Here is a 25,078-nt window from a genome sequence, read left to right as displayed (position 1 = left end):
CGTTCGTGGAGCGATCATGAAGTTCGAACTTCTGAACCCGAACCCGAAGTACCCCCGGGCCCGCCTGGCCGACCCGCCGCCGTACGGTTACCTGCACCTGGCCGCCTCGCTGGCGCCGCCGAGCGGGCCGCCGTTCGTCCGCGCCGACCGCGGGCGCAGCGCCCTGCTCGACCGGCTCAAGCCGCTGGCCACCGCGCTCCGGACGGAGCCGACCGTCCGGCGGGCCACCGTCTACCGCGCGCTGGTGATGCCCCGGGCAGGTGGCTACGCCCGGCAGCGGCGCTTCCACCAGGCCCGCTTCGACGTCGCCGTCCTGGTCGAGACCGAGACCCCCGAGGACCTCGGCCCGGTCATCGAGGGTGAGCGCTATCAGGCCCTCGCCGGGACCCTCACCGGCGCCGCCGCCGACACCCACGTGATGCGGGCCCGCTGCACCCGGTCACTCGGGGACGTGGACAAGACCCGTCCCGGGCTGTTCCTGTTCAACCACTTCGTCGCCGAGGACAAGGCGGTCGCGCTCGAACTCTGGGACCACCTGGCCGGCTGGTACGTCAAGCACACCGGCCTCGACAACTCCACCCTGCTGGAGCCGCTCGACGAGTCGGACTACGTCTTCGTCAACCACGCCCGCTGGGACACCGGCCCGCTGGGACTGCTGCTGCGGCAGGTGACCAGGCCCAGCTTCCGTCCGTACGTGCAGCAGAACCTGCTGGTCAACCGGACCGGCTCGATGCCGGTGCTGTACCGGATGGCCTGAGCTCAGGACTCCCCGTCCGCCTCTTCGCCCTTTTCCTCGGCCTTCTTCTCCTCGGCCTTCTTCTCCGCCGCCCGGACCTGCTCGGTGAAGGTGCGCTCGTCGATCCGCTCGACCGTCACTCCGTGTTCGGCGGCCAGCTCGTCGGCCGGGCCGGGGGAGGCCTCCCGCATCTCCAGGGCGATCAGCGCGCCGCCGTCCGGCACCCGGGGCGACAGCACGATCAACGCGGCACCGGCCTCGTTCGCGTCACGCTCCTCGGCCGCGCTTCCCAGCGCCGCGCCCGCCGCGAACCCCAGCAGCATCCCGACCGGCCCGGCGAGCAGCCCCACCAGTCCGCCCAGCAGCCCCGAGCCGACGGTGGCCACCCCCGCGCCCTTGGCGTACGTGTCCCGTACCGCCAGCACGCCGTCGGCACTGCGCTCCATTGCCGCTGCCAGCCGCAAGCCCGGCAGGTGCTGCGCCTCGTCGAAGGCCGAGCGCCAGGTGGTGGCGTCGGGAAAGGTCAGCAGGACGAGATTGTGCTGCTCGCTCATCGCACTCCGATCGGGCTGGGGGCGCTCGGGTCTCGATCGTGACCCTCGGTACGGGGCGGCAGTCATCCGCCCCTGCCACCGTATAGCGGTGGCTGGACGCGGGGCCCGCCCGACAGCCAGTCGGGCGTCACCGGCAAGCTCGGCCGCTTACGGTCGAGAAGCCGACACCGGGGCTGCGGTTCACCCGGCCGCAACCGCCCGTGTTTCGGCCAGGTGTAGGGCCGCCCGAACGGTTGGACGGCGCGAAGGGGCGGGGCGCGACCTGGGGGAACGGGGGCACGGCGGTCGGGCGGGCGCTGGTTCGATCCTGGCCGAAACAAGGGCCGGTGGCGCGCATGCCTCTGGTGTGCCGCGAGGGGCGCTGCCAAGATCCGGATCCGGCACACCCGTGTCAGACCCCAACGTTTTGAGGAGGCAGCATGCAGCCCACGGCTGAGCAGGTTCGCGCACTCAAGGACGAGGACTTCCGGCTCACCCTCGGCCAGGGCCACCAGGTCCACCCGGCCGGGGAGCTCTCGGACGAGCTCTACGTGACCGCCGCGGTGCAGAACTCCACCTGTGACGGCTGGTCCAGCTGCGGGCGGGTCTGCAGCTACTGAGCCCGGGGTCCGGCGCGGACCCCGGGCCCGGTCGTTACGGCCGGGGTCCGCGTCGGACCGGGTGCTTGACGCCCGTTCGATTGACAGCGAAGAGCAGACAGAGCAGAGCAGAGAGGCAGCACCACCCCGTGGTCGACGCGTCCGAACTCCTGCGGGCTGCCGCCCGAGCCGTCCCGCTGAGCGCCCGCGGCCGGGCGTCCGAAGGGCCCGACGCGGAGCCCGTCGATGACGCCGACCGCACCGAACGCCGTGAGCGCGCCACCCGGAAGCTGGAGCGCTGGCGGGCCCAGGCGCCGTTCGACCGGGCCGACTGGTTCGCGCGCCGCCTCGCGGCCGACGCCCTCGACCCGGACGCCGTGTGCGCCCTCCTCGCCGAGCACCCGGACGCGCTCTTCGCCCGCCTGGGGTCCCACGCGTGGGCCGAGCAGCTCGCTACCGCGTTCGTCCGGGCGGCCACCCTGGACGTCCCCGAGGAGCAGGAGTTCGCCCGCCTCGTCGCCCCGCTGCTCGCCGACGCCCGCAACCGCCTGTGCGCCGGACTGGCCGCCCTGGACGTCCCCGCCATCGGCACCCCCGAGGAGCTGGCCGCGCTCGCCCTCCCCGCGCTCACCGCCACCGCCCACGGGATGGCGACCCGGACCGTCATCACCGAACTCCATGTCGCCCGCCTCAGCGGCGAGTTGGCCGGCGACACTCCCGAGTCGCGCTACCGCGACTTCCTCGGCCGACTCGCCCGGCCCGAGCGGGCGCTGCGACTCCTCGCCGAGTACCCGGTCCTGGCCTTCCGCCTCACCACCGCCGCCGAGCAGTGGACGAGCACCACCCTCACCCTGTTCCGCCGCCTCGCCGCCGACCTGCCCGCCCTCGCCCGCACCTTCGCCGACGGCCGCCCGATCGGCCGGCTCACCGAACTCGCCACCGGCCTCGGCGACCCGCACCGCGGTGGTGCCACGGTCAGTTCGCTGTGCTTCGAGCGCGGCCTCCGGATCGTCTACAAGCCGCGGCCGCTCGGCGCGGAGACCCACTTCCAGCAGGTCCTGCACTGGCTCAACCCGCAGCTGCGGCTGCCCCTGCGCGACCTCGCCCACCTGGCCCGCGACGGCTACGGCTGGGTCGCCCACGTCATCGCCGAACCAGCCGGGGACGCCGCCGAGTTGGGTGCCTTCTACCACCGCGCCGGCACCCTCGCCGCGCTGATGTACGTCCTCGACGCGGTCGACTGCCACGCCCAGAACCTGCTCGCCGTCCGGGACCAGCCCGTGCTGATCGACCTGGAGGCGATCCTCCACCCCGACCTGCGCGAGCCCGCCAAGGACCTGTCCGAGTCCGAGCGGCTCGCCCGCCACCAGGCCCGGCACTCGGTGCTGCGCTCCGGTCTGCTCCCCGAACGGATGTGGGACGAGGGCGACGGCGGCGCCGACCTCTCCGCCCTCGGCTGGGACCCGTCCAGCCTCCCGCCCCGCCCCGCGCCCGTCCTGGTCGGCCAGGGGACGGACGAACTCCGCGTGGAATATCGGAGGTTGCCGGTGGACGCCCCCGGTAGCCGACCCGTTCCGGCCGAGCGGCCGCTGCGACTGGCCGACCACCTGGGGGAGTTGGAGGACGGTTTTACCGAGGCCTATCGGCTGCTCGCCGCCGACAAGGAGCAACTCCGCTCGCTGCTGCGCGCGTTCGCGGCCGACGAGACGCGCCTGCTGCGCCGTGACACGTACGAGTACCGCAGTCTGCTCAACACCGCCTGCCACCCCGACCTCCTGCGCGACGCCCTCGACCAGGACCGTCACCTCGACCGGATCTGGGCGCTCGTCGGCTGGGAGGAGCACGCTCTCGCCTTCGTCGCCCACGAGCGCGCCGACCTGTGGCGCGGCGACGTCCCCGTCTTCACCATCCGCCCCGACAGCGTCGACGCCCGCTCGTCCACCGGCGCCCTCATCCCGGGCGTCACCGACCGACCCGCCCTCGACCTCGCGCTCGCCAAGGCGGATGCCCTCGGTGAGGAGGACCTCGCCCGCCAACTCCAGTTCCTGCGGCTCTCGGTGACGACGGCCGGCGGGGCGCGCGAGCCGAGCCGACCGGTCGCCGCCGCCCGGCGCGAGGTACCCGCTGAGCCGGGGGAGGGGCGCGCCGGGCCGGACGAGGGTCTGGCGGCCCGCGCGCTCGCCAAGGCCGTCGAAGCCGGTGAGCAGCTGCTCCGCGAGGCCTACCGGGGAAGCGCCGACCTCGCCTGGGCCGGGCCCAACTGGGCACCGCTCGGCCGCTGGGCACCCGCCGAACTCGGCCCCGACCTGTACAGCGGCACGGCCGGGGTGGCCCTCTTCCTCCACCAGCTCGCCACCGCCACCGGCGACCGCGAACACCGGACGGCTTCCTCCGCCGCCGAACTGACGCTCCGTCGGCAGATCCGGAGGCGCGTCGACCGGCTCGGCGGCGGCCTGTCCGGCACCGGCGGCGTGCTCTACACACTCGCCCAACTCGCCGCCCACCACCCGGACTCCGAACTCGACTCGCTCGGCTCCCTGGTCCTCGACCGCATCGCCGCGACCGCGGCCGGCGACACCCAGTACGACGTCCTCGCCGGGAACGCGGGCACCATCGGCGGCCTGCTCGCCTGGGCGGCCGTCCGCCCCGGTCCCGCCGTCACCGATGCGCTCGCGGCCTGTGCCGAACGCCTCGTCCAGGCGGCGGCCCCGCACCCCGAGGGTGGCGCCGGCTGGCTGCCCGCCTCCCTGGCCGGCACTGCCACCCGCCCGCTCGCGGGCTTCGCCCACGGCGGCTCCGGCATCGCCTGGGCCCTGGCCCGGGCCGGACACCGGCTCGGTGACCCCCGCCTGCCCCGACTCGCCCTCGCCGCCGTCGCGTACGAGCGCACCCTGTTCGACGCCACCGCCGCCAACTGGCGCGACGTCCGCGAGGACGGCGGCCCCGACGGCCCCAGCCACCCCGCGCTCTGGTGCCACGGCGCCTCGGGCATCGCGCTGGCCCGTACCGCCCTCGCCCGACTCCTGCCCGGGGCGAGCGAGTCGCTCCTCGCCGAACGCGACACCGCGCTCGGTACGGTCCTGCGGGAGGGCTTCGGCCACAACTCCTCGCTCTGCCACGGCGATCTCGGCAACCTGGAGGCCCTCCACCTCGCCGGCGGCTCCTGGCGGGACACCGCCGAGCGGCAGGCCCACGCCACCCTCGACGCGCTGGAGGCCCGGGGCTGGGCCTGCGGCCTCCCGTACGGGGTCCACAGCCCCTCCCTCATGGTCGGCCTCGCCGGCATCGGCCACGGCCTGCTCCGGCTCGCCGACCCGGGCACCACCCCGCCCGTCCTCACCCTCGAACCGCCGACTCCCTGATCCCCACGGGGTGTAGTGGCTGGTCCGGGGGAGGAGCCGACGCCGCCGGGGCTCGGCGGCATGCCCCTCCGATTGGTCGGGAATAAGCAGGAGCCCAGGCTTCGCTCCTGCAACTGATACGCAATAGTGTTACCCCGGCACGATCACCGTCGTTCAACCTGCCGAAAGGGGCCGTGTCCTGATGGGCACCTACACGCTTCCCGACCTGCCGTACGACTACTCCGCACTGGAGCGGGCGATGTCGGCCGAGATCCTGGAGCTGCACCACTCCAAGCACCACGCCGCGTACGTGAAGGGTGCCAACGACACCCTGGAGCAGCTGGCCGAGGCGCGCGACAAGGAGCAGTTCGGCGGCCTGGTCGGCCTGCAGAAGACCTTCGCCTTCCACCTCTCCGGCCACGTGCTGCACTCGCTGTTCTGGCAGAACCTCTCCCCGGAGGGCGGCGACCGCCCCGACGGCGCCCTCGCCGACGCCATCGCCGAGCACTTCGGCAGCTTCGACGCCTTCAAGAAGCAGCTCTCAACCGCCACCACCGGCGTCCAGGGCTCCGGCTGGGGCATCCTCTCCTGGGAGCCCCTCGGCAAGCGCCTGATCGTCGAGCAGGTCTACGACCACCACGGCAACGTGGGCCAGAACACCACCCCGCTGCTCGCCTTCGACGCCTGGGAGCACGCGTACTACCTGCAGTACCGCAACGTCCGACCGGACTACGTCACCCGTCTGTGGGACGTCGTCAACTGGCAGGACGTCCAGGCCCGCTTCGAGGCCGTCAAGAGCGCCTGACCCGGATCAGGTGACGGAAGGCCCCGGCCCGGTCGGGCGGTCCGGGGCCCTCCCCCTCTCCCGGGCGTCAACGGGGCGTGTGGGCGACGCGGAGCGTTGACGCCGGACACGGTCGGCTCACCGAGACGAAGGCTTGACGCCACCCGTTGTTCGCCCGGAAACGGCCTCCGGCCGCTACGCTCGGACCACTGTCGGTAACCGGCGGTCGGCGGCCGTACGGCCCGTCCGCTCCTGAGCGAAAGGCCGTCCGGATGGCCCCGCGCCTCTCCGTCGTCGTCCCGATCTACAACGTCGAGCGCTACCTCAGGGAGTGCCTGGACTCGATCGCGGCACAGACGTTCGAGGACTTCGAGTGCGTCATGGTCGACGACGGTTCGACCGACGACGGTCCGGTCATCGCCAAGGCGTTCGCCGCCACGGACCGGCGCTTCCGGCTGGTCCAGCAGGAGAACAAGGGCCTCGGCGCCGCCCGCAACACCGGCTGGCGCCACCTCACCCCCGGCACCGACTACCTGGCCTTCGTCGACAGTGACGACACCCTGCCGCCGCACGCGTACGAGCTGATGATCCACACGCTGGACGAGACCGGATCCGACTTCGCCGCCGGCAACGCGCTGCGGCTGCGCACCACCGGCCTCACCCCCTCGCACGCCCACCGCCGCCCGTTCCGGGAGACCCGGCTGCGCACCCATGTGAGTGAACTGCCCGCCCTGGTCACCGACCGCACCGCCTGGAACAAGGTCTACCGGCGCTCCTTCTTCGACGCCGCGGGCATCCGCTACCCCGAGGGCATCCTGTACGAGGACGCCCCGGTCAGCGTGCCGCACCACTTCCTCGCCGAGCGGGTCGACGTGCTCGCCGACCCGATCTACCACTGGCGGGTCCGTGAGGACGGCGAGCTGTCCATCACCCAGAAGAAGACCGACCCGCGCGGCCTGATCGACCGGGTCCGCTCGATGGAACTGGTCCGGGAGTGGCTGCTCGCCCGCCCCGAACCCGTGTTCGCCGAGCACCTGCGCACCTACGACCGGAACTGCCTGGTCGAGGAGATCCCGATGTTCTTCTGGTCCATCCCGGACGGCGACCGCAACTACTGGGAGGTCTACCAGCGGCACGTCAGCCGGCTGCTCGGCGCCATCGGCCCCGACCGGGTGGACGGCCTGAGTGCCCAGCTGCGGATCAAGTACCGCCTGACCCTGGCCGATGCGATGAACCGCTTCGTGGCCGTCCAGCGCGTGCACCGCGCCGTCCGCCGCACCCGCCAGGCCGCCAGGCGTCGGTGAGTTCCCGGACCCGTCGCCTGGATCACCGACGTACAGCCGCACGGCCCGGTGGAGCCCGTCGCCGCGACGGTCGACCAGGGGATCCGGGTGATCCGGCGGACCCTGGACGCCCGCCGGTCGGCCAGGCCATCGAGGCTTGCCCCCGACACTGCCCCTCCGGTCCTTGCCCTGACCCCGGAGATCGTCGTAGACCGGCTCTGACACGCCGCGACTACGGCTCCAATCGCCTGTCCAGGAGGTGGATGTGCACGCGCACGACCAGCGATCGCAGGGCAAGTCCGAACACCGTGAACACAGCCGACCGACCGCACGGCAGCAGCCCTCGCCGCTGCACCTCCAGTCGATCCGTGCGCTGCAGCGCACCATCGGCAACGCAGCCGTCGTCCAACTGCTCAGGCAACAGCGGCAGTCGGAGTCCCCGGTGCAGCGCTCGACCGTCCACCAGGTGCTGCGGTCGCCGGGCCGCCCGCTGGCCGACGACATGCGGGCGGAGATGGAGGCCCGCCTGGGCGCCGACTTCAGCGGCGTTCGGATCCACGACGACCCCGCCGCGGCCCGCTCCGCAGCCGAGATCAGCGCCCGCGCCTACACCTCCGGCGAGCACATCGTGCTCGGCCACGGTGGCACCGACAAGCACACGCTGGCCCACGAGCTCACCCACGTCATCCAGCAGCGCTCGGGCCCCGTGGCCGGTACCGACCAGGGCGACGGACTGTCCGTCAGCGACCCCGGCGACCGCTTCGAGCGCGCCGCCGAGGCGAACGCCGTCCGGGCGCTGAGTCGGACCATGCCTCCGACCGTCCAGCGGGTCGCCGCTCAAGCCCCCGCTCCCGGGCAGGAGTTGCCGGTGCAACGCGCCTTCACCGGCACGCCGTACGTCACCTACGGTGGGCTGAACGGAAACGGCGTCGGCACCTCGATGCATGCCGAACTCTGGCCCGGGCAGCTCGGCAAGGGCTCCAAGCCCAGCGTCCAGCCGTCCTGGTGGCCGACCGGGAGCGGCGCGACCGCCGACTGGTTCAGCAAGTACATGGTGCAGGGGCACCTGCTCAACGAGCAGGTCGGCGGCCCCGGCAACACCATGAGCAACCTGACTCCACTCTGCAAGTCCGCGAACTCGGCGCACCACGCGAAGGTCGAGAAGGACGTCAAGGCCGAGGTGCTGACCAACGGCAACGTGGTCGAGTACGCCGTGACGGCCGACTACAGCACCCACCCGGCCGGGAAGGACTTCGCGCCGCTCGCGTCCTCGGTGGAGGCCGACATCGACGCCAACTACTCCGCCAAACTCGCCGGCAAGATCGAGGCCGAGTACACCGTCTACGACACCGCCGGCAACGAACTGCACGGCGACGCGTGGGAGATCGAGAACAACCGGCTGTAGCACCTGCTGGTGCCCGCGAAGGAGACGTACGTGATCACCCCCAGCGCCCGGCTGGCCGCGATGATCGCCGACCTGGAATGCAACCCCCGCGTGCAGCTCCTGGAGGCCACCGTCGCACCACCGACCCCACCATCCGACATCGAGCTCGCCATCCGCCTGGCCGGCGGCCGCCTCCCGAGCGGCGTCGAGGCCTTCTACCGCGAAGTCGGCGCAGTCCGCCTGAGGTGGCGTCACACCATCCCCGAGCTCCTCCACGGCGACCTGTCGGACCAGGGCCTCATCAACCTCCTCCCGCTGCGCGAAGTCTTCGCCGACTGGCACGGCGTCACCTGGCACTCGCCACAGGATCAGGAGTACCGTCCCGTCAAACCCTTCGACATGTTCGTCCCCGAGGCCTGCGCGGCGTTCGTTCCCCCCCTCGACTCCGTCCACTACCACTACTTCGGCGAGGAGCTGTACGACACCGGGTACTCGTTCGACGCCTACCTGGAACGGCTGCTCGCCTCCCGCGGCTACTGGTACTGGCCGCAGGCGCTCTGCCGGGAGTTGGCGGAGAGCACGGAGGTCGCCGCGTTTCGTCGCGCGATGCCAGTGATCTTTCCGGACTACGACGACGCGCTGTTCCGGCCGATGCGACGCTGAACCGGTGGTGCTCGTGCCACTCCTGCGCCGGAGCGGGAGCGGCACGAGCGCGTCCGAGGGGGCGGGGCGACGGGTGGGCAGGCGGCGGGCCCATCCGGGGCCGCCCCCTGGCCGCGGGGGACAAGGCCTCAGCCGGACCGGGTGGCGCGGCCACCGGGGCGCGTACGTCGCGATCTACTGCTCGCCGGCTCGGTGAACAGCGTCGTCGGGGAACCGCAACAGCGTCCGTCGGTGCTTCCAGGCAAGCCGCAGGAGCGTCGCACCGGCGGGCTGCATCGGCTCTGTGCCGGTGAGCCGATCCACCTGCTCGGCCGTGAACGGGATGCCCGCCGAGCGTCCCCTCGCATCCTCCAGCCCCACCCGGTGGCCCTCGTCGTTGGTGGAGACGATGCGCTGGAACGTCTCGTCGAACAGGTCGGCGTCGAAGACGGCGACGGTGAGCATGTCGGTGACGAACGTCAGCGGATCCATCCCGAGGCCCAGCCAGAACACCCGCAGGCTGCCGGCCTCGCGCGCTGCGGCGAGCGTCTGGTTGAGCGGCCAGGCCGCGTAGTCGATGGGTGCCGTGTCGCTGCCGTAGTCCTCGCTGTTGCCGAGCAGTTCCTCGCTCAACTCACGCAGGATGGAATGCCAGAGGTCGAAGTCGTTGACCTCGTTCCACGGCGCGTCGTGCGAAGGCTGGAACATCCCGACCGGCATCACCTGGTACAGGCCCCCGCCACTCGCGACCTTTGCGGGGTCGCGCCAGTGCAGTACGAACTCGGCGTCGCCGGTGCGGCGATCGTGCCGGATCGTCAAGGTACTGGTGGCCGCCATGACGGGCCTGCGCGCAAGGTCGGTCGGATCGCCGATGGCCGATCGGAAGGGCGTGTACCGGTCCGGGCCCGACAGCGCGGCCGCAGCGTACTCATGGGCGGCGGCCTCGCAGACGTTGACGACGTCGAAGTACTGCCCGCGCCCAAACGTCAGCGTTGGCCCGGTCGCGCACGCCTCGACCTCCAACAGCCGGTAGCAGCTGCGGTTCTCGAACAACCCGGGCCTGGCCAGATCCCGGACGGCATCCGCGTAGTAGCGGTAAGGCGTGCCGTCGCCCCGCTGGGGCCGCATGTGGTCGAGCTCCACCTCGCCCCCGTCCAGGCCTGTGGCCGGCGCGTCCGGCTGCCAGCGCAGCCGGACGCGCTCAAGGGGCACCGGCTGCTCCGCAATCCAGTGCTGCCGGGCAAGCAAAGGCGTCCCTGGGACCAGATGCTCGGGAGAGTTCTCGGCCAGTACCCGCCTGGTCAAGGCGAAACGGTGATCATTCAGGAAGGCCCGAACCCGTCGCCACTGTTCACTGCTGGCCGATGGATTCGGCTGGTCGTCTGCCACCGATTCACCCTAGCGCCGAGGCTCGCTCATCCACGACAGTGGGCCTGCCACCGAGGTCGATGGTCTGAACGGCGGCCGACCTGCTGTAGATCACAACGGCCACGAATTGGCCGGGTGGTCGAGCCAGGCCCGTTGTCCCTCAGGCGTCATGGTGAGGCCGAACCGATCGGGCCCGGGACGGCCGTTGTCGAGCCACCACTGGTGAGCGGCTTCGACCTCGTCCCACACTCGACGCGGACCGTGCTGCCACACCGTGTACCGCTCGGCGTTGTCGGTGCCGTCCGAGTCGACGGCGGCCCAGGAGCCGCCGTCGGTCGTGGCCACCCAGAGGCGGGTTTCCACGTCGTCGAGATCGGGGTCGTGGTGCCAGGCGTACCAGAGGTCTCCGAGACGGTGGCCGAATGCGAACTGGGTCTCGATCGGGGAGTCGGCGATGGCCCATGGGCTCCGGGCGGTGGTGGACTCGGCCGGTACGTGGTCGTTCATGACGACGTCCCGGAAGAGACGGAGGTCAAGGCGATGGGTGCGCATCAGCATGAAGGCGCTGTCGGCGGTGTAACGGCCGGTGGCAGTTCCGTCACCCTTGACAGTCAAACGAAGCAGCCCGCCGCAGATCCATGGGCTTTCCCACGGGACGAGCACAGCTCCGCCGGGCCTGGTCTGTTCGATCCAAGTTCGGGGAACGTGTTGGACCGAGCAGGTGGCCACCACACGGTCGTACGGCGCTTCGGCGCTCCACCCAAGGCTTCCGTCGCCGCACACGACGGTGGGATCGTAACCGTTGGCCTTGAGGTTGGAGCGGGCCAGTTCGACTACGGCGGGGTCGATCTCGATTGTGGTCACGTTCACGTCGCCCAGCCGGTGGGACAGGAGTGCGGCGTTGAACCCGGTGCCCGTGCCGATCTCCAGGACTCTCATTCCCGGGGCGAGGTCCAGGAGGTCGAGCATTCGGAAGACGATCGATGGAGCTGATGCCGAGGAGGACGGCAAGGCGTCGGACAGGTCCTCCGGCTCCTGCCCGTCGTTGATCTGCGTCACCACAGCCTCGTCCGCGTAAGCGGTGGCGAACCAGCGTTCGGGCTCGCGCTCACGATCGCAGCGTTCAAGGCCGCCATCCTCGCTCGGCAACCAGACCCGGCCGGGCAGGAACCGGTGGCGTGGGGTCGCTTCGGCGGCCCTGCGCCACTCGGGGGCCACGTCACTGCCGAGGTAACGGGAGATCGCTTGAAGCAGCCCACGTGAAGCGGCCTCCTTCGAGCTGTTCTGGTGATTCGTCACTTGTTCCCGCCCTTGCGGTGCTTTCCGCCAGCTGGCGCGGAGGTCGTGTCCGGGCTCGGCTTGTTCGTCCCGAAGTCCTTCCTGTTCTTGTCCGCGTGCTTGCCCTGGCCGCCGTCGTTGGACCCGCTGCCGCCGCCGGAGCTTCCGCCCTTGCCGGTACCCCATCCCATGGGATCCTCCTACCTGATCGTGATGCTCGTTGTGGTGTCGTCAGTCGTGCCGTTCACCGGGATCATCGGCCCGGGCCCCGGCGGAGCCGGGGGTGGCGGGGGCTTGGGCTGCGGAGTGGTCATTATCGCGCTCCCTTGTTCGAGATTGGTGGGTGCTGTGGCCTCGTTGCCAGCTGCGCGCTGGCGCCTCGGTGGTGTGGCCCATCAGTGAGGGCATCCGACTAACCTCACTCGGGGATGTCTACGACGGTAGGGCTCCCAGGACAGGCCCTGAAGTGACCACGGGTACAGGAATGTTGGCGCGAACTCCCGAAAGTGGGGGCTCTCATGCGGTCCAGTTCAGACGAATCCCTGACTACTGGTCAGGGTCGGACTTCACGTCTGCGATCCGGCACCATCTCGGGGTACGTCTTTCGGGTGATACGCGAACAGCACGGCTGCACACAGGACGGGTTCGCCGAGTGGCTGGCAGTGTCACCGGACACCATCGCAGGCTGGGAGAGCGGCCGACGCCCGCTCACAGCCGTGCCTGTCGGCCAGATGCTCGTTCATCGTCATCGGCTGATGCAGATGGGCACAGCTCCCGTACTCCTTCAGACACTGGAACGGGCCTTCGAGGCGGACATCCTCCTCGCCGGTGCCCTTGAGGAGCGAGTCCCGGTGCGCAACAACCCGCTCGGATCGATGGTGCTGCAGCGAGACCTCGTAGAGGTCCTCATGTGGCCGCTCGGTGGTGTGGCGCCAAAGGCCGTGCGTGACCTGCCGACCCCACCGCGTTCACGAAGGGGTCCAGTGCCGAGTGGACCGGAGCTCGCTGTCGCCGACCGCGTCCGGTTCTTCACGGGCATGCGGCAGACGGCTGAGGAAGCTCGGGGGACGGACCATTTCCTTGTACGCCGCCAAGCGCTGTACCTCGCCGGGTACGACGACCACGGCGAGACCCGGGAGTGGCTCGCCCACCAGCAGTGAATCGAGCAACCGGACGACTGGCTGACCCGCTGGCTCAACTCCCGCTCTGTCGCGATGGTCTCCGCCCGCCATGGTGACCGCGACCGCATGAGTCACTTCATCGACACGGAACTTGCCGATGAGGACGGTGCTGTCGCGAACCTCAACTATTGGGCTTACTGGATCGGTGAGGTCCCGTCCCTCGAACTCTCAGACGACTTCATTGCCGCCAGGACACCGGGCCCGTGGCCGGGTGACAAGCTCCTCACCCACCTCGCCCAGGGCCTTGCCCCTCAGCACGGGTATGTCGAGCTGAACATCCACACGGTGTGGTCGCTGCTCCAGATGCGGCCGAATCTGCTGCGCTCCGGAGCTGCAGCCCGGGCACTACGCGAACGGCTTCCGGTGATGTTGGATGGTCGAGAGCTCTCGCTGCGGGGGCGACGCGAACTCGACAGTATCCGCTACGCAATCCGCCTTGCCGAGGCGTGAGAGGAGCCAGAGGGTGACAGAGGACCTGACCTCGGTGGCGAGGTTCCTGTTCGAAGCCGGGACGCTCAAGCAGACCAGGCGCACGGGCTGGTGGATGGCCGGGGTCCGCGACCCCGAGTCGGTTGCCGAGCACTCCTGGCGGACCGCGCTGATCGCGTCGGTCATCGCCAAGCTCGAAGGCGCCGATCCAGCACAGGCCGCCTTCCTCGCGGTTTGGCACGACACTCAGGAAACGCGTACCGGGGACGTCAATCACCTGGGCAAGAAGTACACGCCGAGTGCGGATCCGATGGTGGTGACGGCCGACCAGATTGTCGGCATGCCAGAGATCCTGGCCTCGACCATCCAGGATCTCGTCGCGGAGTACGAGGCGAAGGATTCGCCGGAGGCGGTCTGCGCTCGGGACGCGGACAAGTTGGAGTGCCTGATTCAGGGCGTCGAGTACAAGGCGCAGGGCTACGCGAACGCGCAGCGATGGATCGACAACAGCCGTGGACGGCTCACCACGAAATCCGCCAACGCCCTCGCAGATGCCGTCTTGGCGGCGGGCTCCCTCGACTGGCTCCGCGCTGCGCTTGGTGAGAAGCCGTTCTGAGGCGGGGGCCGGATCGCAGTGGATACGCCGCTGAGATCGGCGAGTCGACTGAGTCACTCGCGGGCGGTATCCGGCTTGCAGAAAACCCGGCTGTGAGAACCTGCCGAGTACGGGCAGGTTGAGGGCTACCGGTACCGCACGGCCCCAGCGTGTCGGATCATCGGACTGGATCGGACCCACTTCGTCGGGTTCTCGACGCGGACTGGGAAGGGCACGAGCCGGAGACCTATAAGGTTCTGGCCACCTTGCGACCCCTGTACCGGGGTCGACGTCGGCAGTTCGACGTGGTGGTGGACGGTACTGGGCGCGTGTTCTGATGGAGGGAACAGGATGGCGATCGAAGCGGAACTCAAGGCTGTCGTGCGCGACCCGGAAGGCGTGCTCAAGCAGTTGGAGAACCGGTACGGTGCAGGCCGCGCCGAGGTCTACCGGGACACCTATTACGACGCGGCGGACGGCAGCCTGATGGGCGCTGATCGTGAGCTGCGGATCCGGACGGTGCACAGTCCTGACGACACGCGCACGGTCCTCACCTACAAGGGCGCCCGGGTGGACGAGGCCTCCGGCTCGAAGCCGGAGGCCGAGACGAGGGTTGAGGATACCGAGGCCGCGCACGAGATCGTTCGAGGCTTGGGCTTCACCCCGCGTATCGCGTTCGAGAAGCGGTGCCGCAACTACAGCTTCCAGCGCGACGAAAGGCGCCTGGTTGCCACGCTCGTTCGTGTTCCCGAGCTGGACGACGCCACGTTCATCGAGGTGGAAACGGTGGTTGCCACAGAGGTCGATCTCGTGTCGGCTCTCGCTCTGGTTCGCGCGGTGTTGGCCGAACTCGGTGTCAGCGACAGAGATTTGACCAACGAGCTGTACACCGATGCGGTTGTGGCGGCGCGCCCGGCTTGACCGGAGGGTTGAGCGGGCCCGACCAGGTGGGCGGGCCCGCTGGTAGATCTCACGGGTGCCGAAGGAGCCTCTCCGGGTTACCGGTGTGCCCCCTGCGGCCACAGCACTTCGATCGGCACGCCAAGCTGCCGCGCGTACGCCACCACGTCCGCCGTCCCGCCGTAGCCCCGGGCCGGCAGGCCGTCCCAGACGGCGAGGAGCTTGTCGACCTGCTGGACCAGGACCTCGCGCCCGGCCATGCGTGCGGCTTCGTCGGACTCCACGTGCCCGGTGCGGTGAACAGCAGTGGCGGAGTCCAACAGCCGGTCGTAGACGGGGTGATGCCATTCCGGCGGCCCATGCCGATACTGGTCCGCAGGAATGACGACCTCCACCCGCCCGCCCAGGTCAAGTGCGATCTCGCCCGCCACGAATCCGGCCCGTCCGCGATGCAGGACACGACCGTGAGTGCACTCGGATCCTCGCCCGAGAGAGCATCTTCGAGTAGGTGCTGAACCTGCTCCTCGATCTCGGCTGGCAGCCCTCGGTGGCCCGTGATTCCGATCTGTACTCCACTCACCTATGGCCTCTTTCCGGAGATTTCGTTCAGGAACGTCACTTCGAAGGATTCGAGGTGCTGTGCGCGTTCGGCAAGGAACCGGCTGACATGGGGTTGCCGTTCATGCTCATCGAAGGTCGAGCGGTCCAGGTACAACTCGTAGAAGATTCGAACGTTCGGCTCGCCCGGTACGGTGTGGACGACATAGAGGAGAGTCCCGGGCTCCTTGAGCCGGATCTCTTCTAGGGTCTTCTCCGTCAGCTGGTCGAAGGCGTGTGTCGCTGCCGCGTCATGGGTGACGAAGCGCACGATCAGACCGAATCCCACGGCTCACGCCGCCTTCTGGCGGGCGACCTCGCGGGTGCGCTGGTGGAGTTGGCGGACGGTGCGGTTGGTGGCGTGGGCCGGAAGGGCCTTGCCCAGCGCCTGGAAGTGCTCGTCGCCACGGACGGAGCTGATCGTGACGTAGTCGTCCAGGAAGGTGTTCCAGGTGGCGCAGGCGGCCTCGATGTGTCCGAGTTCCATCTGGCGGCGGGCCAGCAGGCCGGTGCCGTGTACGCGGCCCTGCTTCTCGTTGGCGGGGCGGACTCGGTTGGAGAGCTGGAGTTCCTTGATCGCCCCCGGGATATCGCCCAGTTCGTACAGCACGTGCGAGACGTGGAAGTGGTAGGCGGCCTGGTCGTAGCCGCCGACGGAGTCGTTGCGGCCCTCGGCCTGCGCCAGTGCGGTCTCGGTCGCGGCGAGGCGCGCGAAGGCCTGTCGCCGGTCCTTCACCATGGCGGCGCCGTGCGCCTGCTGGCCGGAGAGGAAGGCTCTCAGTCGTGGGCCGGAGGCCGGAGCGGCTTCGGCGGCTGAGTCGGCCAGTTCGAGCGCCTTCGGGCCGTAGCCCAGATTGGACGCCTGGAGCGCCATGCCGCGCAGGGCACGGCAGTACGTCACGTGGTCCTGAGCGTCACGTGCGAGCTTGAGCGCTTGAACGTAGTACTTCTGACCGAGACCGTGCGCGGTCTCGTACATCGCCATCCAACCGGTGAGGTAGGTGAGATCGGCGGCAGCCGAGAGCAGCTCGGCCTTGACCGTCGTCGTGCCGGACGCCTGGAGCCAGGGCCCCACCGAGTTGACCAGGAACGCCGCTGCCATCGGGCGGGCGTGGGCGGCGCCGAGTTCGTCGAGAATGCCGGCGATCCGGTCCGTCATCGTTCGGACGGTCTCAACCTCGCCCTTGCCGACGTGTACCGTGCGGCCCGCAGCGGTGTGGGTGATTCGATCGCTGGTGTCGTCGAACATCGGCAGTGTGAGGGCGAGCGAGTAGAGACCGGCGGCGAGCACGCCGCGGCGCGAGGGGTCCATATCGGCCTTTCCGATCGACATCAGGTCGGACAGCACACCAAGGCTGCCCGTCGGCTCGGCGTTACGCCTGAAGCCGGTCTCCTCGGGCGTCACCGGTCGTCCGAGCCGACGTGAGAACGTCTCCCGCACGACCTCCTGCACATCTGCCCGAGGCCGAGTACCGGAGAGCCAGTGCGAGATCGCCGACTTGTCGTAGGCCAGCCGGAGTCCCGCCTCGCTTCCGACGCGATTCACCGCGCGCGCGAGCTGGTCATTGCCCCACTCCGCCTGCTGCATGAGCGCGGCGAGTTCGGTGTTCGGTGTGCGCGGTCGGTGCTTCATCGCGATCCCGTCCTCTATTCAACCGGTTCAACGCCTGGACCAGCTTCGCCGGTTCTCCCGTCCTGTGTACCCGCGTTGACTTGATGTCAGCCATTCGGGCGGAGGGCGTGGACCCGAACGATCCGCGATGGCACCGCAATGTCGATTCGTGATCGATTGGAGTCTCAATGATCGTCAGTCCGCTCAGCAATGCGCGGTTTCCGGTTCCTTTGGAGTGGGGTGAGCCGCCGGGGGCGGACGCGGTCCCGGCGGCGCGGAGGTTGGTGGTGGCGATCCTGCGGGAGTGGGGTGTGCCGCTGTTGGGCGATGCGCTTCGGGAGGTGGAGCTGTGCGCGAGCGAGGTGATCGCCAATGCGATGGTGCACGCCAAGCAGCGCTGCCTCGTGGCCGTTCGGTGGCGGGCCGGGCGGGTGCGGGTGGAAGTAGCCGACCGGTGTGCGGAGTTGCCGGCTCGGGAGCGTGACGAGGAAGCGACCGGTGGGCGGGGCCTTCTTCTCGTCGAGGCGCTGGCGCATGCGTGGGGATGGCACCCGGCGGGGGTCGGCAAGGTGGTCTGGTTCGAGTACCTCGAAACCGCCGAAGCGCCGTGCCCCACGCATGGGTGGGGCACGGCGCACGGCCTTCACGCTCTGCCCGAGGCGGCGTAGTGGTGACCGTCGGGCGGCTCGTGTGGTGGGTGCTCTTCTCGGCCGCGGTGGTGGCCGGCTTCGTGTCCGGGTGTGACCGCTAGCCGAAGAAGGTGTCCAGGATCTGCTGTGCCGCCAATCCCGCCGGGAGGCTGCCGGCGCGGACCTGGGTCTCCAACTCGGGGGTGAGCCTGCGTACTTCGGGGTGCTCGTGCAACCTTGCGTACAGCTGGTCGTGGACCATGGACCACGTCCACTCGACCTGCTGCTCGCGGCGCTTGGCGGTGAGCGCGCCGGTGGCGTCGAGGATCTTGCGGTGTTGCTGGAGGCGCTCCCACAACACGTCGAGGCCGGCTCCGTCCCGCCCGCTGCACGTCAGCACCGGCGGCGTCCAAGCCGCGTCCGGCGCCTGCAACAGCCGTAGCGCGCCCGCGAGTTCGCGGGCCGCTGCCTTGGCGTCGGGTTCGTGCGGGCCGTCCGCCTTGTTGACGGCGATGACGTCCGCCAGCTCCAGGACGCCCTTCTTGATGCCCTGCAGCTGGTCCCCGGTCCGTGCGAGGCTGAGCAGCAGGAAGGTGTCGACCATCCCGGCCACCGTCGTTTCGGACTGGCCGACGCCGACGGTCTCGATCAGCACCACGTCGTAACCCGCCGCCTCCATCACCACCATGGACTCGCGGGTGGCCTTGGCGACGCCGCCCAGCGTCCCCGAGGTCGGCGACGGCCGGACGAAGGCGGCAGGATCAACCGCCAGCCGCTCCATCCGGGTCTTGTCGCCCAGGATGGAGCCGCCCGTCCGGCTCGACGTCGGGTCGACGGCGAGCACCGCGACCCGGTGGCCCAACCCCGTGAGCATGGTGCCGAAGGAGTCGATGAAGGTCGACTTGCCGACACCGGGCACGCCGGTGATGCCCACCCGGACCGCGCCGCCCGCGTGCGGCAGCAGCCGCTGGAGCAGTTGCTGCGCGAGTGCGCGGTGGTCGGGTCGGGTGGACTCGACGAGGGTGACGGCGCGCGCGATCCAGGCGCGCGAGCCGTCGAGGACACCCGTCACATATGCGTCGAGGTCGATCGTCCGAGGGGGCATCCGCGAATCGACCTACAGCTCGTGGCCGAGGTCGGCCGCCAGCGACTTCAGCAGGTCGTACGCGGCGTCCGGGATGACCGTGCCGGGCGGGAAGACCGCCGCCGCGCCCGCCTCGTAGAGGGCGTCGAAGTCCTGCGGGGGGATGACCCCGCCCACCACGATGGTGATGTCCTCGCGCCCCGCCGCGGCGAGTTCGGCGCGCAGCGCGGGCACCAGCGTCAGGTGACCGGCGGCCAGCGAGGAGACGCCGACGATGTGGACGTCCGCCTCGACGGCCTGGCGGGCGACCTCGGCCGGGGTCTGGAACAGCGGGCCGACGTCCACCGTGAAGCCGAGGTCGGCGAAGGCGGTGGCGATCACCTTCTGGCCGCGGTCGTGGCCGTCCTGGCCCATCTTGGCGACCAGAATGCGCGGGCGGCGGCCCTCGGCCTGCTCGAACCGCTCGACCAGGTCACGGGTGCGCTGGAGGGGGGCCGACGGGCCCGCTTCGTCTCGGTACACACCGGAGATGGTACGGATCTGGCCGGAGTGGCGGCCGTACACCTTCTCCAGGGCGTCCGAGATCTCACCGACGGTGGCCTTGGCCCGGGCCGCGTTGACGGCCAGGTGCAGCAGGTTGCCGTCCAGCGAGCCGCCGCGCTGCGGACCGGCCTCGGCGGCGCGGGTCAGCGCGTTCAGCGCGTCCTGCGTGGCGGCCTCGTCGCGCTCCTCGCGCAGCCGCCGCAGCTTCTCGATCTGCCGGGCCCGCACCGCGGAGTTGTCGACCTTGAGCACCTCGATCTGTTCGTCGCTCTCGACCCGGTACTTGTTGACGCCGATCACCGGCTGGCGGCCGGAGTCGATGCGCGCCTGGGTGCGGGCGGCGGCCTCCTCGACGCGCATCTTCGGGATGCCCGCGTCGATGGCCTTGGCCATGCCGCCGGCCGCCTCGACCTCCTGGATGTGCTGCCAGGCGCGCGCCGCCAGGTCGTTCGTCAGCTTCTCGACGTACGCCGATCCGCCCCAGGGGTCGATGACCCGGCAGGTGCCCGACTCCTGCTGCAGCAGCAGCTGGGTGTTGCGGGCGATGCGGGCGGAGAAGTCGGTGGGCAGCGCCAGCGCCTCGTCCAGGGCGTTGGTGTGCAGCGACTGGGTGTGGCCCTGGGTCGCGGCCATCGCCTCGACGCACGTCCGCGTCACGTTGTTGAACACGTCCTGGGCGGTCAGCGACCAGCCCGAGGTCTGCGAATGGGTGCGCAGCGAAAGGGACTTGGGGTTCTTCGGGTCGAACTGCTTGACCAGCTTGGCCCAGAGCAGCCGGGCCGCGCGCAGCTTGGCGACCTCCATGAAGAAGTTCATGCCGATCGCCCAGAAGAACGACAGCCGCGGCGCGAAGGCGTCCACGTCCAGCCCCACGTCCAGGCCCGCGCGCAGGTACTCCACCCCGTCGGCCAGGGTGTAGGCCAGCTCCAGGTCGGCCGTCGCACCGGCCTCCTGGATGTGGTAGCCGGAGATGGAGATCGAGTTGTACCGGGGCATCTTCTGCGAGGTGTACGCGAAGATGTCCGAGATGATCCGCATCGACGGCTGCGGCGGGTAGATGTAGGTGTTGCGGACCATGAACTCCTTGAGGATGTCGTTCTGGATGGTCCCCGCGAGCTTCTCCGGTGGTACGCCCTGCTCCTCGGCCGCGACGATGTACAGCGCGAGCACCGGGAGCACGGCGCCGTTCATGGTCATCGACACGGACATCTTGTCCAGCGGGATGCCGTCGAACAGCTGGCGCATGTCGTAGATCGAGTCGATGGCGACGCCCGCCATGCCGACGTCGCCGGTGACGCGCGGGTGGTCGCTGTCGTAGCCGCGGTGGGTCGGCAGGTCGAAGGCGACCGAGAGCCCCTTCTGACCGGCCGCCAGGTTGCGGCGGTAGAACGCGTTGGACTCCTCGGCGGTGGAGAAGCCGGCGTACTGGCGGACGGTCCAGGGCTGGTTGACGTACATGGTCGGGTACGGCCCGCGCAGGTACGGGGCGATGCCGGGGTACGTCTCCAGGAAGTCCAGGCCGGCCAGGTCCGCCGCGGTGTACAGCGGCTTGACGCCGATGCCCTCGGGGGTTTCCCAGACCAGCTCGTCGGCGTCCTTGCCGGTGGACCGGCGCCAGGCGGTCTGCCACTGGGCGTCGGTGACGTCCGAGGCGGCGTCGCCGTTCAGCCCGATTCCGGTGAAGTCGGGGATCATCGCGTCACCTTGTCCTCGTCGGCGCTGCTCGCACCGGTGATCTGGTCCAGCAGGGAGGTCAGGACGGCGACCGCGTCCCCGCCCGCGTGGATGAACTCGTCCACCCCGGCGGGCACTTCGGCGAGCCGCCCGGCCAGCAGCACCCGCCGGGCGCCGGCCGCCCTGAGCGCGGCGGCGACCGCCTCGGCGTGCTCGGCGTACAGGGCGTCGCTGGAGCACAGGCAGGCGACGGTGGCGCCGGAGGCGGTGAACGCCTCGGCGAACGCCGCCGGGTCCACGGACTCCAGGGCGGAGGTCGCGATGCCGCCCGCCTGGAACAGGTTGGCCGAGAAGGTGGTGCGCGCGGTGTGCGCGGCGGCGGTGCCGATCGAGGCCAGGAACAGCTTCGGCCGCTCGCCCGTGGCGGCGAGCACCGCGTCCGAGCGGTCGCGCAGCGCCTCGTACGCCTCGGCGCGGCGCACCTGCGGCAGGCCGCCCGTGGCGCCGGCCGGGGCCGGCTCGCGGACCAGCGGCTGCTCGTCCAGGTGCGGGAACTCGCTGACGCCGGTGACCGGTTCGCGCCGCTTGGCGAGCTTCACGGAGCGTTCGGCCCAGGCCGCGGCGATCCGCTGCTCGACCAGGCCCGAGTCGAGGGCGGCGCGCTGGCCGCCGGCCCGCTCGATCTCCTGGAACCAGGCCCAGGCGGCCTGCGCCAGCTCCTCGCCCAGCTGCTCGACGTACCAGGAGCCGCCGGCCGGGTCGATCACCCGGGCCAGGTGGGACTCCTCCAGCAGGATCGACTGGGTGTTGCGGGCGATCCGGCGGGCGAAGGCGTCGGGGAGGCCGAGTGCGCTGTCGAAGGGCAGCACGGTGACGGCGTCGGCGCCGCCGACCCCGGCGGCCAGGCAGGCCACGGTGGTGCGCAGCATGTTCACCCACGGGTCGCGGGCGGTCATCATCACCCGGGAGGTGACGGCGTGCTGGCGCTGCGCCGAGGCCTCGGCGGAGGCGCCGGACACCTCGGCGACGCGGGCCCAGAGGCGGCGCGCGGCACGGAACTTGGCGATGGTCAGGAACTGGTCGGCGTCCGCGGCGAAGCGGAACTCCAGCTGGCCGAGCGCGGCGTCCACCGACAGCCCGGCGGCGGTCAGCGCGCGCAGGTAGGCGACGCCGGTGGCCAGCGAGCAGCCCAGTTCCTGGGCGGGGGAGGCGCCGGCCTCGTGGTACGGCAGGGCGTCGACGGTGAGGGCCCGGACGTTGGGGTAGTCGGCGGCGCAGCGGGCGGCCAGCGCGGTGGCCTCGGCCAGCAGCGCGTCCGTGCGGGCCGTGTCGCCGGTGCGGGCCCGGAGGCCGAGCGGGTCGGCGCCGAGGTTGCCGGCGGCGGAGGCGGGGGAGACCTCGCGATCCTCGTACAGCTTGAACAACTGCTCGGCGGCGTCCGTGAATTCGGGGCCGGCGTCGAGCGCCACGGCGGCCAGGTCCAGGTACACCCCGGTGAGTGCCTCGGGCAGGGCCGACACCGGCAGGCCCGCGCCGCCCAGCTCCAGCCAGAGCGAGCCGACGCCGTTCTCCAGGTCCGCGAGGACCGCCTCGTTGGTGCGCCGCCGGTCGGGGTCGGCGTGCCGCTGACGGACGTCCCATCCGGCGATGGCGGAGCCCTGCGGCCGTCCGCCGCGGACGAACGGCGGGAAGCCGGGGTAGCCGGGCTCGGTCGAGCTGTCCTCGGCGGTGTACAGCGGGCGCGCGCGCAGGCCGTCCTGGAGCGCGGTGCTGAGCGCCTGTTCGGCGGCAGCACCGTTCTCGGGCTGGGCACCGGACTTGCGCAGCACGCCCTCGACGAGCTGCTGCCACTGCTCACGGTGCGCGGCCGGGAACTCGGCGGCGAGGGGGAGCCCTTCGGGCGGGACCTTCATGTCCGCAGGTTAGCGCCCGTTCGCGGACCGGCAGGAGGGGAGTCGCGTGTGACCTAGTTCTCGATTTGCTCAGCCTTTAGCACTCCGTCCGCCGGGGAGTGCCGCGAGGCCCTGCACTCCGCCCGTGGGGGAGTGTCCCGACGCGGTGTCGGGGCGGGCTCAACGCCGGTGGCACGGCACACGATCGATCGTCCGAAAGCCCTCGGATCAGGGGGATTGCGGAACCTCGCCACTCATCTATTAAGTTACTTCGAAGAAGGTGGGTGGGGCCGCATCCCCCGTGCGTCCCCGCCGGCCTTCGCCGTGCCCTGCACGCCCCCGACGCCCCTGCACGCCCCCCGGCAGGTTTCGAATGTCCCCCGAAGGAGAGCCCACCGCGATGGGAAAGCGCCGCAAGCCCAGCCCCCCGAGCCGGGCCCGCCTGGCGGTCCTCACCACGGCGATGGCCGGCGGCGCGGTGCTCGCCGCCGGCACCGCCCACGCCGAGCCGACCCCGACGCTCGCCTCCGTCAAGGAGCAGGTGGACAAGCTCAACGAGGAGGCCGAGCAGGCCATCGAGCAGTACAACGGCTTCCAGGAGAAGCAGCAGAAGCTGCAGGGCGACGCCAACGAGATCCAGGAGAAGGTCGCCCGCGGCCAGGAGGCGATGAACGAACTGCGCACCCGGCTCGGCGGCGTGGCCGCCGACCAGTACCGCAGCAACGGCATCGACCCGTCCGTCCAGCTGATGCTCGACTCCGACCCGGCCGCCTACCTGGAGCGTGCCGCGGTGCAGAACCAGGTCGCCGACTCGCAGTCCTCCCTGCTCAAGCAGGCTCAGGAGGAGCAGCGCAAGCTCGACCAGGACCGTACCGAGGCCACCACCACCCTCGCCCAGCTCGACTCCGTCGGCACCGAGCTGGCCGAGAAGAAGAAGCAGATCCAGGCCAAGCTGGCCCAGGCCCAGGCCATGCTCAACAAGCTCAGCGCCGAGGACCGCGCCAAGGTCAACGCCCAGCAGTCCGCCGAGAAGGCCAAGGCCGAGGCCCAGAAGGCCGCCGCCGCCGACCGCGCCTCCCGCTCCGCCCAGCGCCCCGACCTGAACGCCCCGGCCCCGCCCGCCGGCGGCCGCGCCGCCACCATCGTCCAGTTCGCCTACGCCCAGCTCGGCAAACCCTACGGCTGGGGCGCCACCGGCCCCAACAGCTTCGACTGCTCCGGCCTCACCGGGGCCGCCTACCGCGCGGCTGGCCTCAAGCTCTCCCGGATGTCCCAGGACCAGTGGAACGACGGCCCCCGCGTCGCCCGCGCCGACCTCCAGCCCGGCGACCTGGTCTTCTTCTACGGCGACATCCACCACGTCGGCATCTACATCGGCGACGGCAAGATGATCCACGCCCCCCGAACCGGCAAGAACGTCGAGGTCCTCCCCGTCGACGCCATGCCCTACGTCGGCGCCGTCCGCCCGTAACCCCCTACTCCTCGACCACCGACAGGACGATCTTCCCGGTGGTGCGGCCCAGTTCGCCCAGGCGGTGCGCCTCGGCGGCCCGGGCCAGCGGGAGGGTGGTGTCGACCAGGACGCGCAGGCGGCCGGAGCCGACCAGGTGGGAGATCTCCCGCAGGCCCTGCTGGTCCGGCTCGACCAGCATGAAGACGGCGCGGACGCCGGCGGCCTCGGCCTCGGCGAGGGGGAAGGCGTCGGTCGGCGGTTCGATGGAGACCAGGGTGCCGCCGGGGCGCAGGGAGCGCAGGGAGCGGGACCAGCCGGCGCCGCCGACGGGGTCGAGGACGAAGTCGACCTCGCGGACGGCCTCGGCGACGTCCTGGGTGCGGTAGTCGACCAGCTCGTCCGCGCCCAGTCCGCGCAGTAGCTCGTGCTTGGCGCTGCTCGGGCCGGCTGCCCGCGCAGCCGCCCCTCCTGTCGTTGCCGGCGAAGTGCCGACGGGCCCGGCCGCTCCGAGGAGGGTGGCCGGGCCCGTCGCGCTGATCCG

21 protein-coding genes and 2 pseudogenes are annotated in these 25,078 nt (G+C 70.8%); 12 read left to right on the top strand and 11 right to left on the bottom strand.

Translation table 11 applies throughout. The annotated features are described in order from the left end of the window. Nucleotides 1-16 precede the first annotated feature (16 nt). The gene (locus tag ABZW30_RS02970; RefSeq protein WP_355669260.1) at nucleotides 17-757 is read left to right on the top strand and encodes a hypothetical protein; all 741 of its coding nucleotides are present in this window, start codon (nucleotides 17-19) and stop codon (nucleotides 755-757) included. A gap of 2 nt (nucleotides 758-759) precedes the next feature. Here ABZW30_RS02970 and ABZW30_RS02965 read toward each other — a convergent pair whose 3' ends face one another. Beyond that, nucleotides 760-1,290, bottom strand: coding sequence for a hypothetical protein (locus ABZW30_RS02965; RefSeq protein ID WP_355669259.1), 531 nt, complete (start codon nucleotides 1,288-1,290; stop codon nucleotides 760-762). Nucleotides 1,291-1,709: 419 nt separating this feature from the next. On the opposite strand from ABZW30_RS02965, the gene ABZW30_RS02960 reads away from it, so the two are divergent. The 6 genes from ABZW30_RS02960 (at nucleotide 1,710) to ABZW30_RS02935 (ending at nucleotide 9,323) form a co-directional block, all read left to right on the top strand. Further along, nucleotides 1,710-1,889 (top strand): hypothetical protein, encoded by a 180-nt coding sequence (locus ABZW30_RS02960; RefSeq protein WP_355669258.1) that lies wholly within the window; start codon nucleotides 1,710-1,712, stop codon nucleotides 1,887-1,889. A 128-nt stretch (nucleotides 1,890-2,017) separates the two neighbouring features. Beyond that, nucleotides 2,018-5,230, top strand: coding sequence for a type 2 lanthipeptide synthetase LanM family protein (locus ABZW30_RS02955; RefSeq protein ID WP_355669257.1), 3,213 nt, complete (start codon nucleotides 2,018-2,020; stop codon nucleotides 5,228-5,230). A 181-nt stretch (nucleotides 5,231-5,411) separates the two neighbouring features. After that, complete coding sequence (locus ABZW30_RS02950) at nucleotides 5,412-6,014, top strand: superoxide dismutase (RefSeq protein ID WP_355669256.1); 603 nt, start codon at nucleotides 5,412-5,414, stop codon at nucleotides 6,012-6,014. A gap of 251 nt (nucleotides 6,015-6,265) precedes the next feature. Beyond that, entirely contained in the window at nucleotides 6,266-7,297 is a 1,032-nt protein-coding gene (locus tag ABZW30_RS02945) for a glycosyltransferase family 2 protein (protein WP_355669255.1), read from the top strand. Between the two features lie 244 nt (nucleotides 7,298-7,541). Next, on the top strand, nucleotides 7,542-8,681 hold the full coding sequence (locus ABZW30_RS02940) for a DUF4157 domain-containing protein (protein WP_355669254.1): 1,140 nt from the start codon (nucleotides 7,542-7,544) through the stop codon (nucleotides 8,679-8,681). 30 nt (nucleotides 8,682-8,711) lie between these two features. Beyond that, nucleotides 8,712-9,323 carry a hypothetical protein gene (locus ABZW30_RS02935; RefSeq protein ID WP_355669253.1) on the top strand — a complete coding sequence of 204 codons (612 nt, stop codon included), beginning with the start codon at nucleotides 8,712-8,714 and terminating at the stop codon, nucleotides 9,321-9,323. Nucleotides 9,324-9,497: 174 nt separating this feature from the next. On the opposite strand, the gene ABZW30_RS02930 is transcribed toward ABZW30_RS02935, so the two are convergent. The 3 genes from ABZW30_RS02930 to ABZW30_RS02920 all read right to left on the bottom strand — a co-directional run bounded on the left by ABZW30_RS02930 (nucleotide 9,498) and on the right by ABZW30_RS02920 (nucleotide 12,139). After that, nucleotides 9,498-10,691, bottom strand: a complete 1,194-nt coding sequence (locus ABZW30_RS02930) for a hypothetical protein (protein WP_355669252.1) — start codon at nucleotides 10,689-10,691, stop codon at nucleotides 9,498-9,500. Nucleotides 10,692-10,781: 90 nt separating this feature from the next. Continuing rightward, on the bottom strand, nucleotides 10,782-11,969 hold the full coding sequence (locus tag ABZW30_RS02925) for a methyltransferase domain-containing protein (RefSeq protein WP_355669251.1): 1,188 nt from the start codon (nucleotides 11,967-11,969) through the stop codon (nucleotides 10,782-10,784). Continuing rightward, complete coding sequence (locus ABZW30_RS02920; RefSeq protein WP_355669250.1) at nucleotides 11,966-12,139, bottom strand: hypothetical protein; 174 nt, start codon at nucleotides 12,137-12,139, stop codon at nucleotides 11,966-11,968. The genes ABZW30_RS02925 and ABZW30_RS02920 overlap by 4 nt, the downstream gene beginning before the upstream one ends. A 315-nt stretch (nucleotides 12,140-12,454) precedes the next feature. Between ABZW30_RS02920 and ABZW30_RS02915 the strand changes: the two are divergent. The 3 genes and pseudogenes from ABZW30_RS02915 (at nucleotide 12,455) to cyaB (ending at nucleotide 15,074) form a co-directional block, all read left to right on the top strand. Continuing rightward, nucleotides 12,455-13,579 (top strand): annotated as a pseudogene (locus ABZW30_RS02915) (transcriptional regulator). 13 nt (nucleotides 13,580-13,592) lie between these two features. Continuing rightward, on the top strand, nucleotides 13,593-14,174 hold the full coding sequence (locus tag ABZW30_RS02910; RefSeq protein WP_355669249.1) for an HD domain-containing protein: 582 nt from the start codon (nucleotides 13,593-13,595) through the stop codon (nucleotides 14,172-14,174). A 330-nt stretch (nucleotides 14,175-14,504) separates the two neighbouring features. Next, entirely contained in the window at nucleotides 14,505-15,074 is a 570-nt protein-coding gene (gene cyaB / locus ABZW30_RS02905) for a class IV adenylate cyclase (RefSeq protein WP_355669248.1), read from the top strand. Nucleotides 15,075-15,151: 77 nt separating this feature from the next. On the opposite strand, the pseudogene ABZW30_RS02900 reads toward cyaB, so the two are convergent. The 3 genes and pseudogenes from ABZW30_RS02900 to ABZW30_RS02890 all read right to left on the bottom strand — a co-directional run bounded on the left by ABZW30_RS02900 (nucleotide 15,152) and on the right by ABZW30_RS02890 (nucleotide 17,283). Further along, nucleotides 15,152-15,618 (bottom strand): annotated as a pseudogene (locus tag ABZW30_RS02900) (hypothetical protein). Nucleotides 15,619-15,633: 15 nt separating this feature from the next. Continuing rightward, on the bottom strand, nucleotides 15,634-15,939 hold the full coding sequence (locus tag ABZW30_RS02895; protein WP_355669247.1) for an antibiotic biosynthesis monooxygenase: 306 nt from the start codon (nucleotides 15,937-15,939) through the stop codon (nucleotides 15,634-15,636). Nucleotides 15,940-15,942: 3 nt separating this feature from the next. Continuing rightward, nucleotides 15,943-17,283: a hypothetical protein gene (locus ABZW30_RS02890; protein ID WP_355669246.1), complete on the bottom strand. Its 1,341-nt coding sequence runs from the start codon at nucleotides 17,281-17,283 to the stop codon at nucleotides 15,943-15,945. A gap of 167 nt (nucleotides 17,284-17,450) precedes the next feature. Between ABZW30_RS02890 and ABZW30_RS02885 the strand changes: the two genes are divergently transcribed. Beyond that, on the top strand, nucleotides 17,451-17,930 hold the full coding sequence (locus ABZW30_RS02885) for an ATP-binding protein (RefSeq protein ID WP_355669245.1): 480 nt from the start codon (nucleotides 17,451-17,453) through the stop codon (nucleotides 17,928-17,930). 79 nt (nucleotides 17,931-18,009) lie between these two features. On the opposite strand, the gene meaB is transcribed toward ABZW30_RS02885, so the two are convergent. The 3 genes from meaB to ABZW30_RS02870 are packed head-to-tail and all read right to left on the bottom strand — an operon-like array spanning nucleotide 18,010 to nucleotide 23,105. Beyond that, nucleotides 18,010-18,996: a methylmalonyl Co-A mutase-associated GTPase MeaB gene (gene meaB, locus ABZW30_RS02880; RefSeq protein ID WP_355669244.1), complete on the bottom strand. Its 987-nt coding sequence runs from the start codon at nucleotides 18,994-18,996 to the stop codon at nucleotides 18,010-18,012. Nucleotides 18,997-19,008: 12 nt separating this feature from the next. Beyond that, entirely contained in the window at nucleotides 19,009-21,213 is a 2,205-nt protein-coding gene (gene scpA / locus ABZW30_RS02875) for a methylmalonyl-CoA mutase (RefSeq protein ID WP_355669243.1), read from the bottom strand. Next, nucleotides 21,210-23,105, bottom strand: coding sequence for a methylmalonyl-CoA mutase subunit beta (locus ABZW30_RS02870; protein ID WP_355669242.1), 1,896 nt, complete (start codon nucleotides 23,103-23,105; stop codon nucleotides 21,210-21,212). Before ABZW30_RS02870 ends, scpA begins: the two co-directional genes overlap by 4 nt. A gap of 379 nt (nucleotides 23,106-23,484) precedes the next feature. Between ABZW30_RS02870 and ABZW30_RS02865 the strand changes: the two genes are divergently transcribed. Next, nucleotides 23,485-24,555, top strand: coding sequence for an NlpC/P60 family protein (locus ABZW30_RS02865; protein ID WP_355669241.1), 1,071 nt, complete (start codon nucleotides 23,485-23,487; stop codon nucleotides 24,553-24,555). 4 nt (nucleotides 24,556-24,559) lie between these two features. Here ABZW30_RS02865 and ABZW30_RS02860 read toward each other — a convergent pair whose 3' ends face one another. Beyond that, nucleotides 24,560-25,075, bottom strand: coding sequence for a zinc-binding dehydrogenase (locus ABZW30_RS02860; protein ID WP_355669378.1), 516 nt, complete (start codon nucleotides 25,073-25,075; stop codon nucleotides 24,560-24,562). Nucleotides 25,076-25,078 lie beyond the last annotated feature (3 nt).

It is taken from the genome of Kitasatospora sp. NPDC004669, from assembly GCF_040609455.1.
GTDB lineage: Bacteria > Actinomycetota > Actinomycetes > Streptomycetales > Streptomycetaceae > Kitasatospora.
The sequence above is the reverse complement of the archived record's forward strand: the minus strand, read 5'-3'. Positions and strand labels throughout refer to the sequence as shown.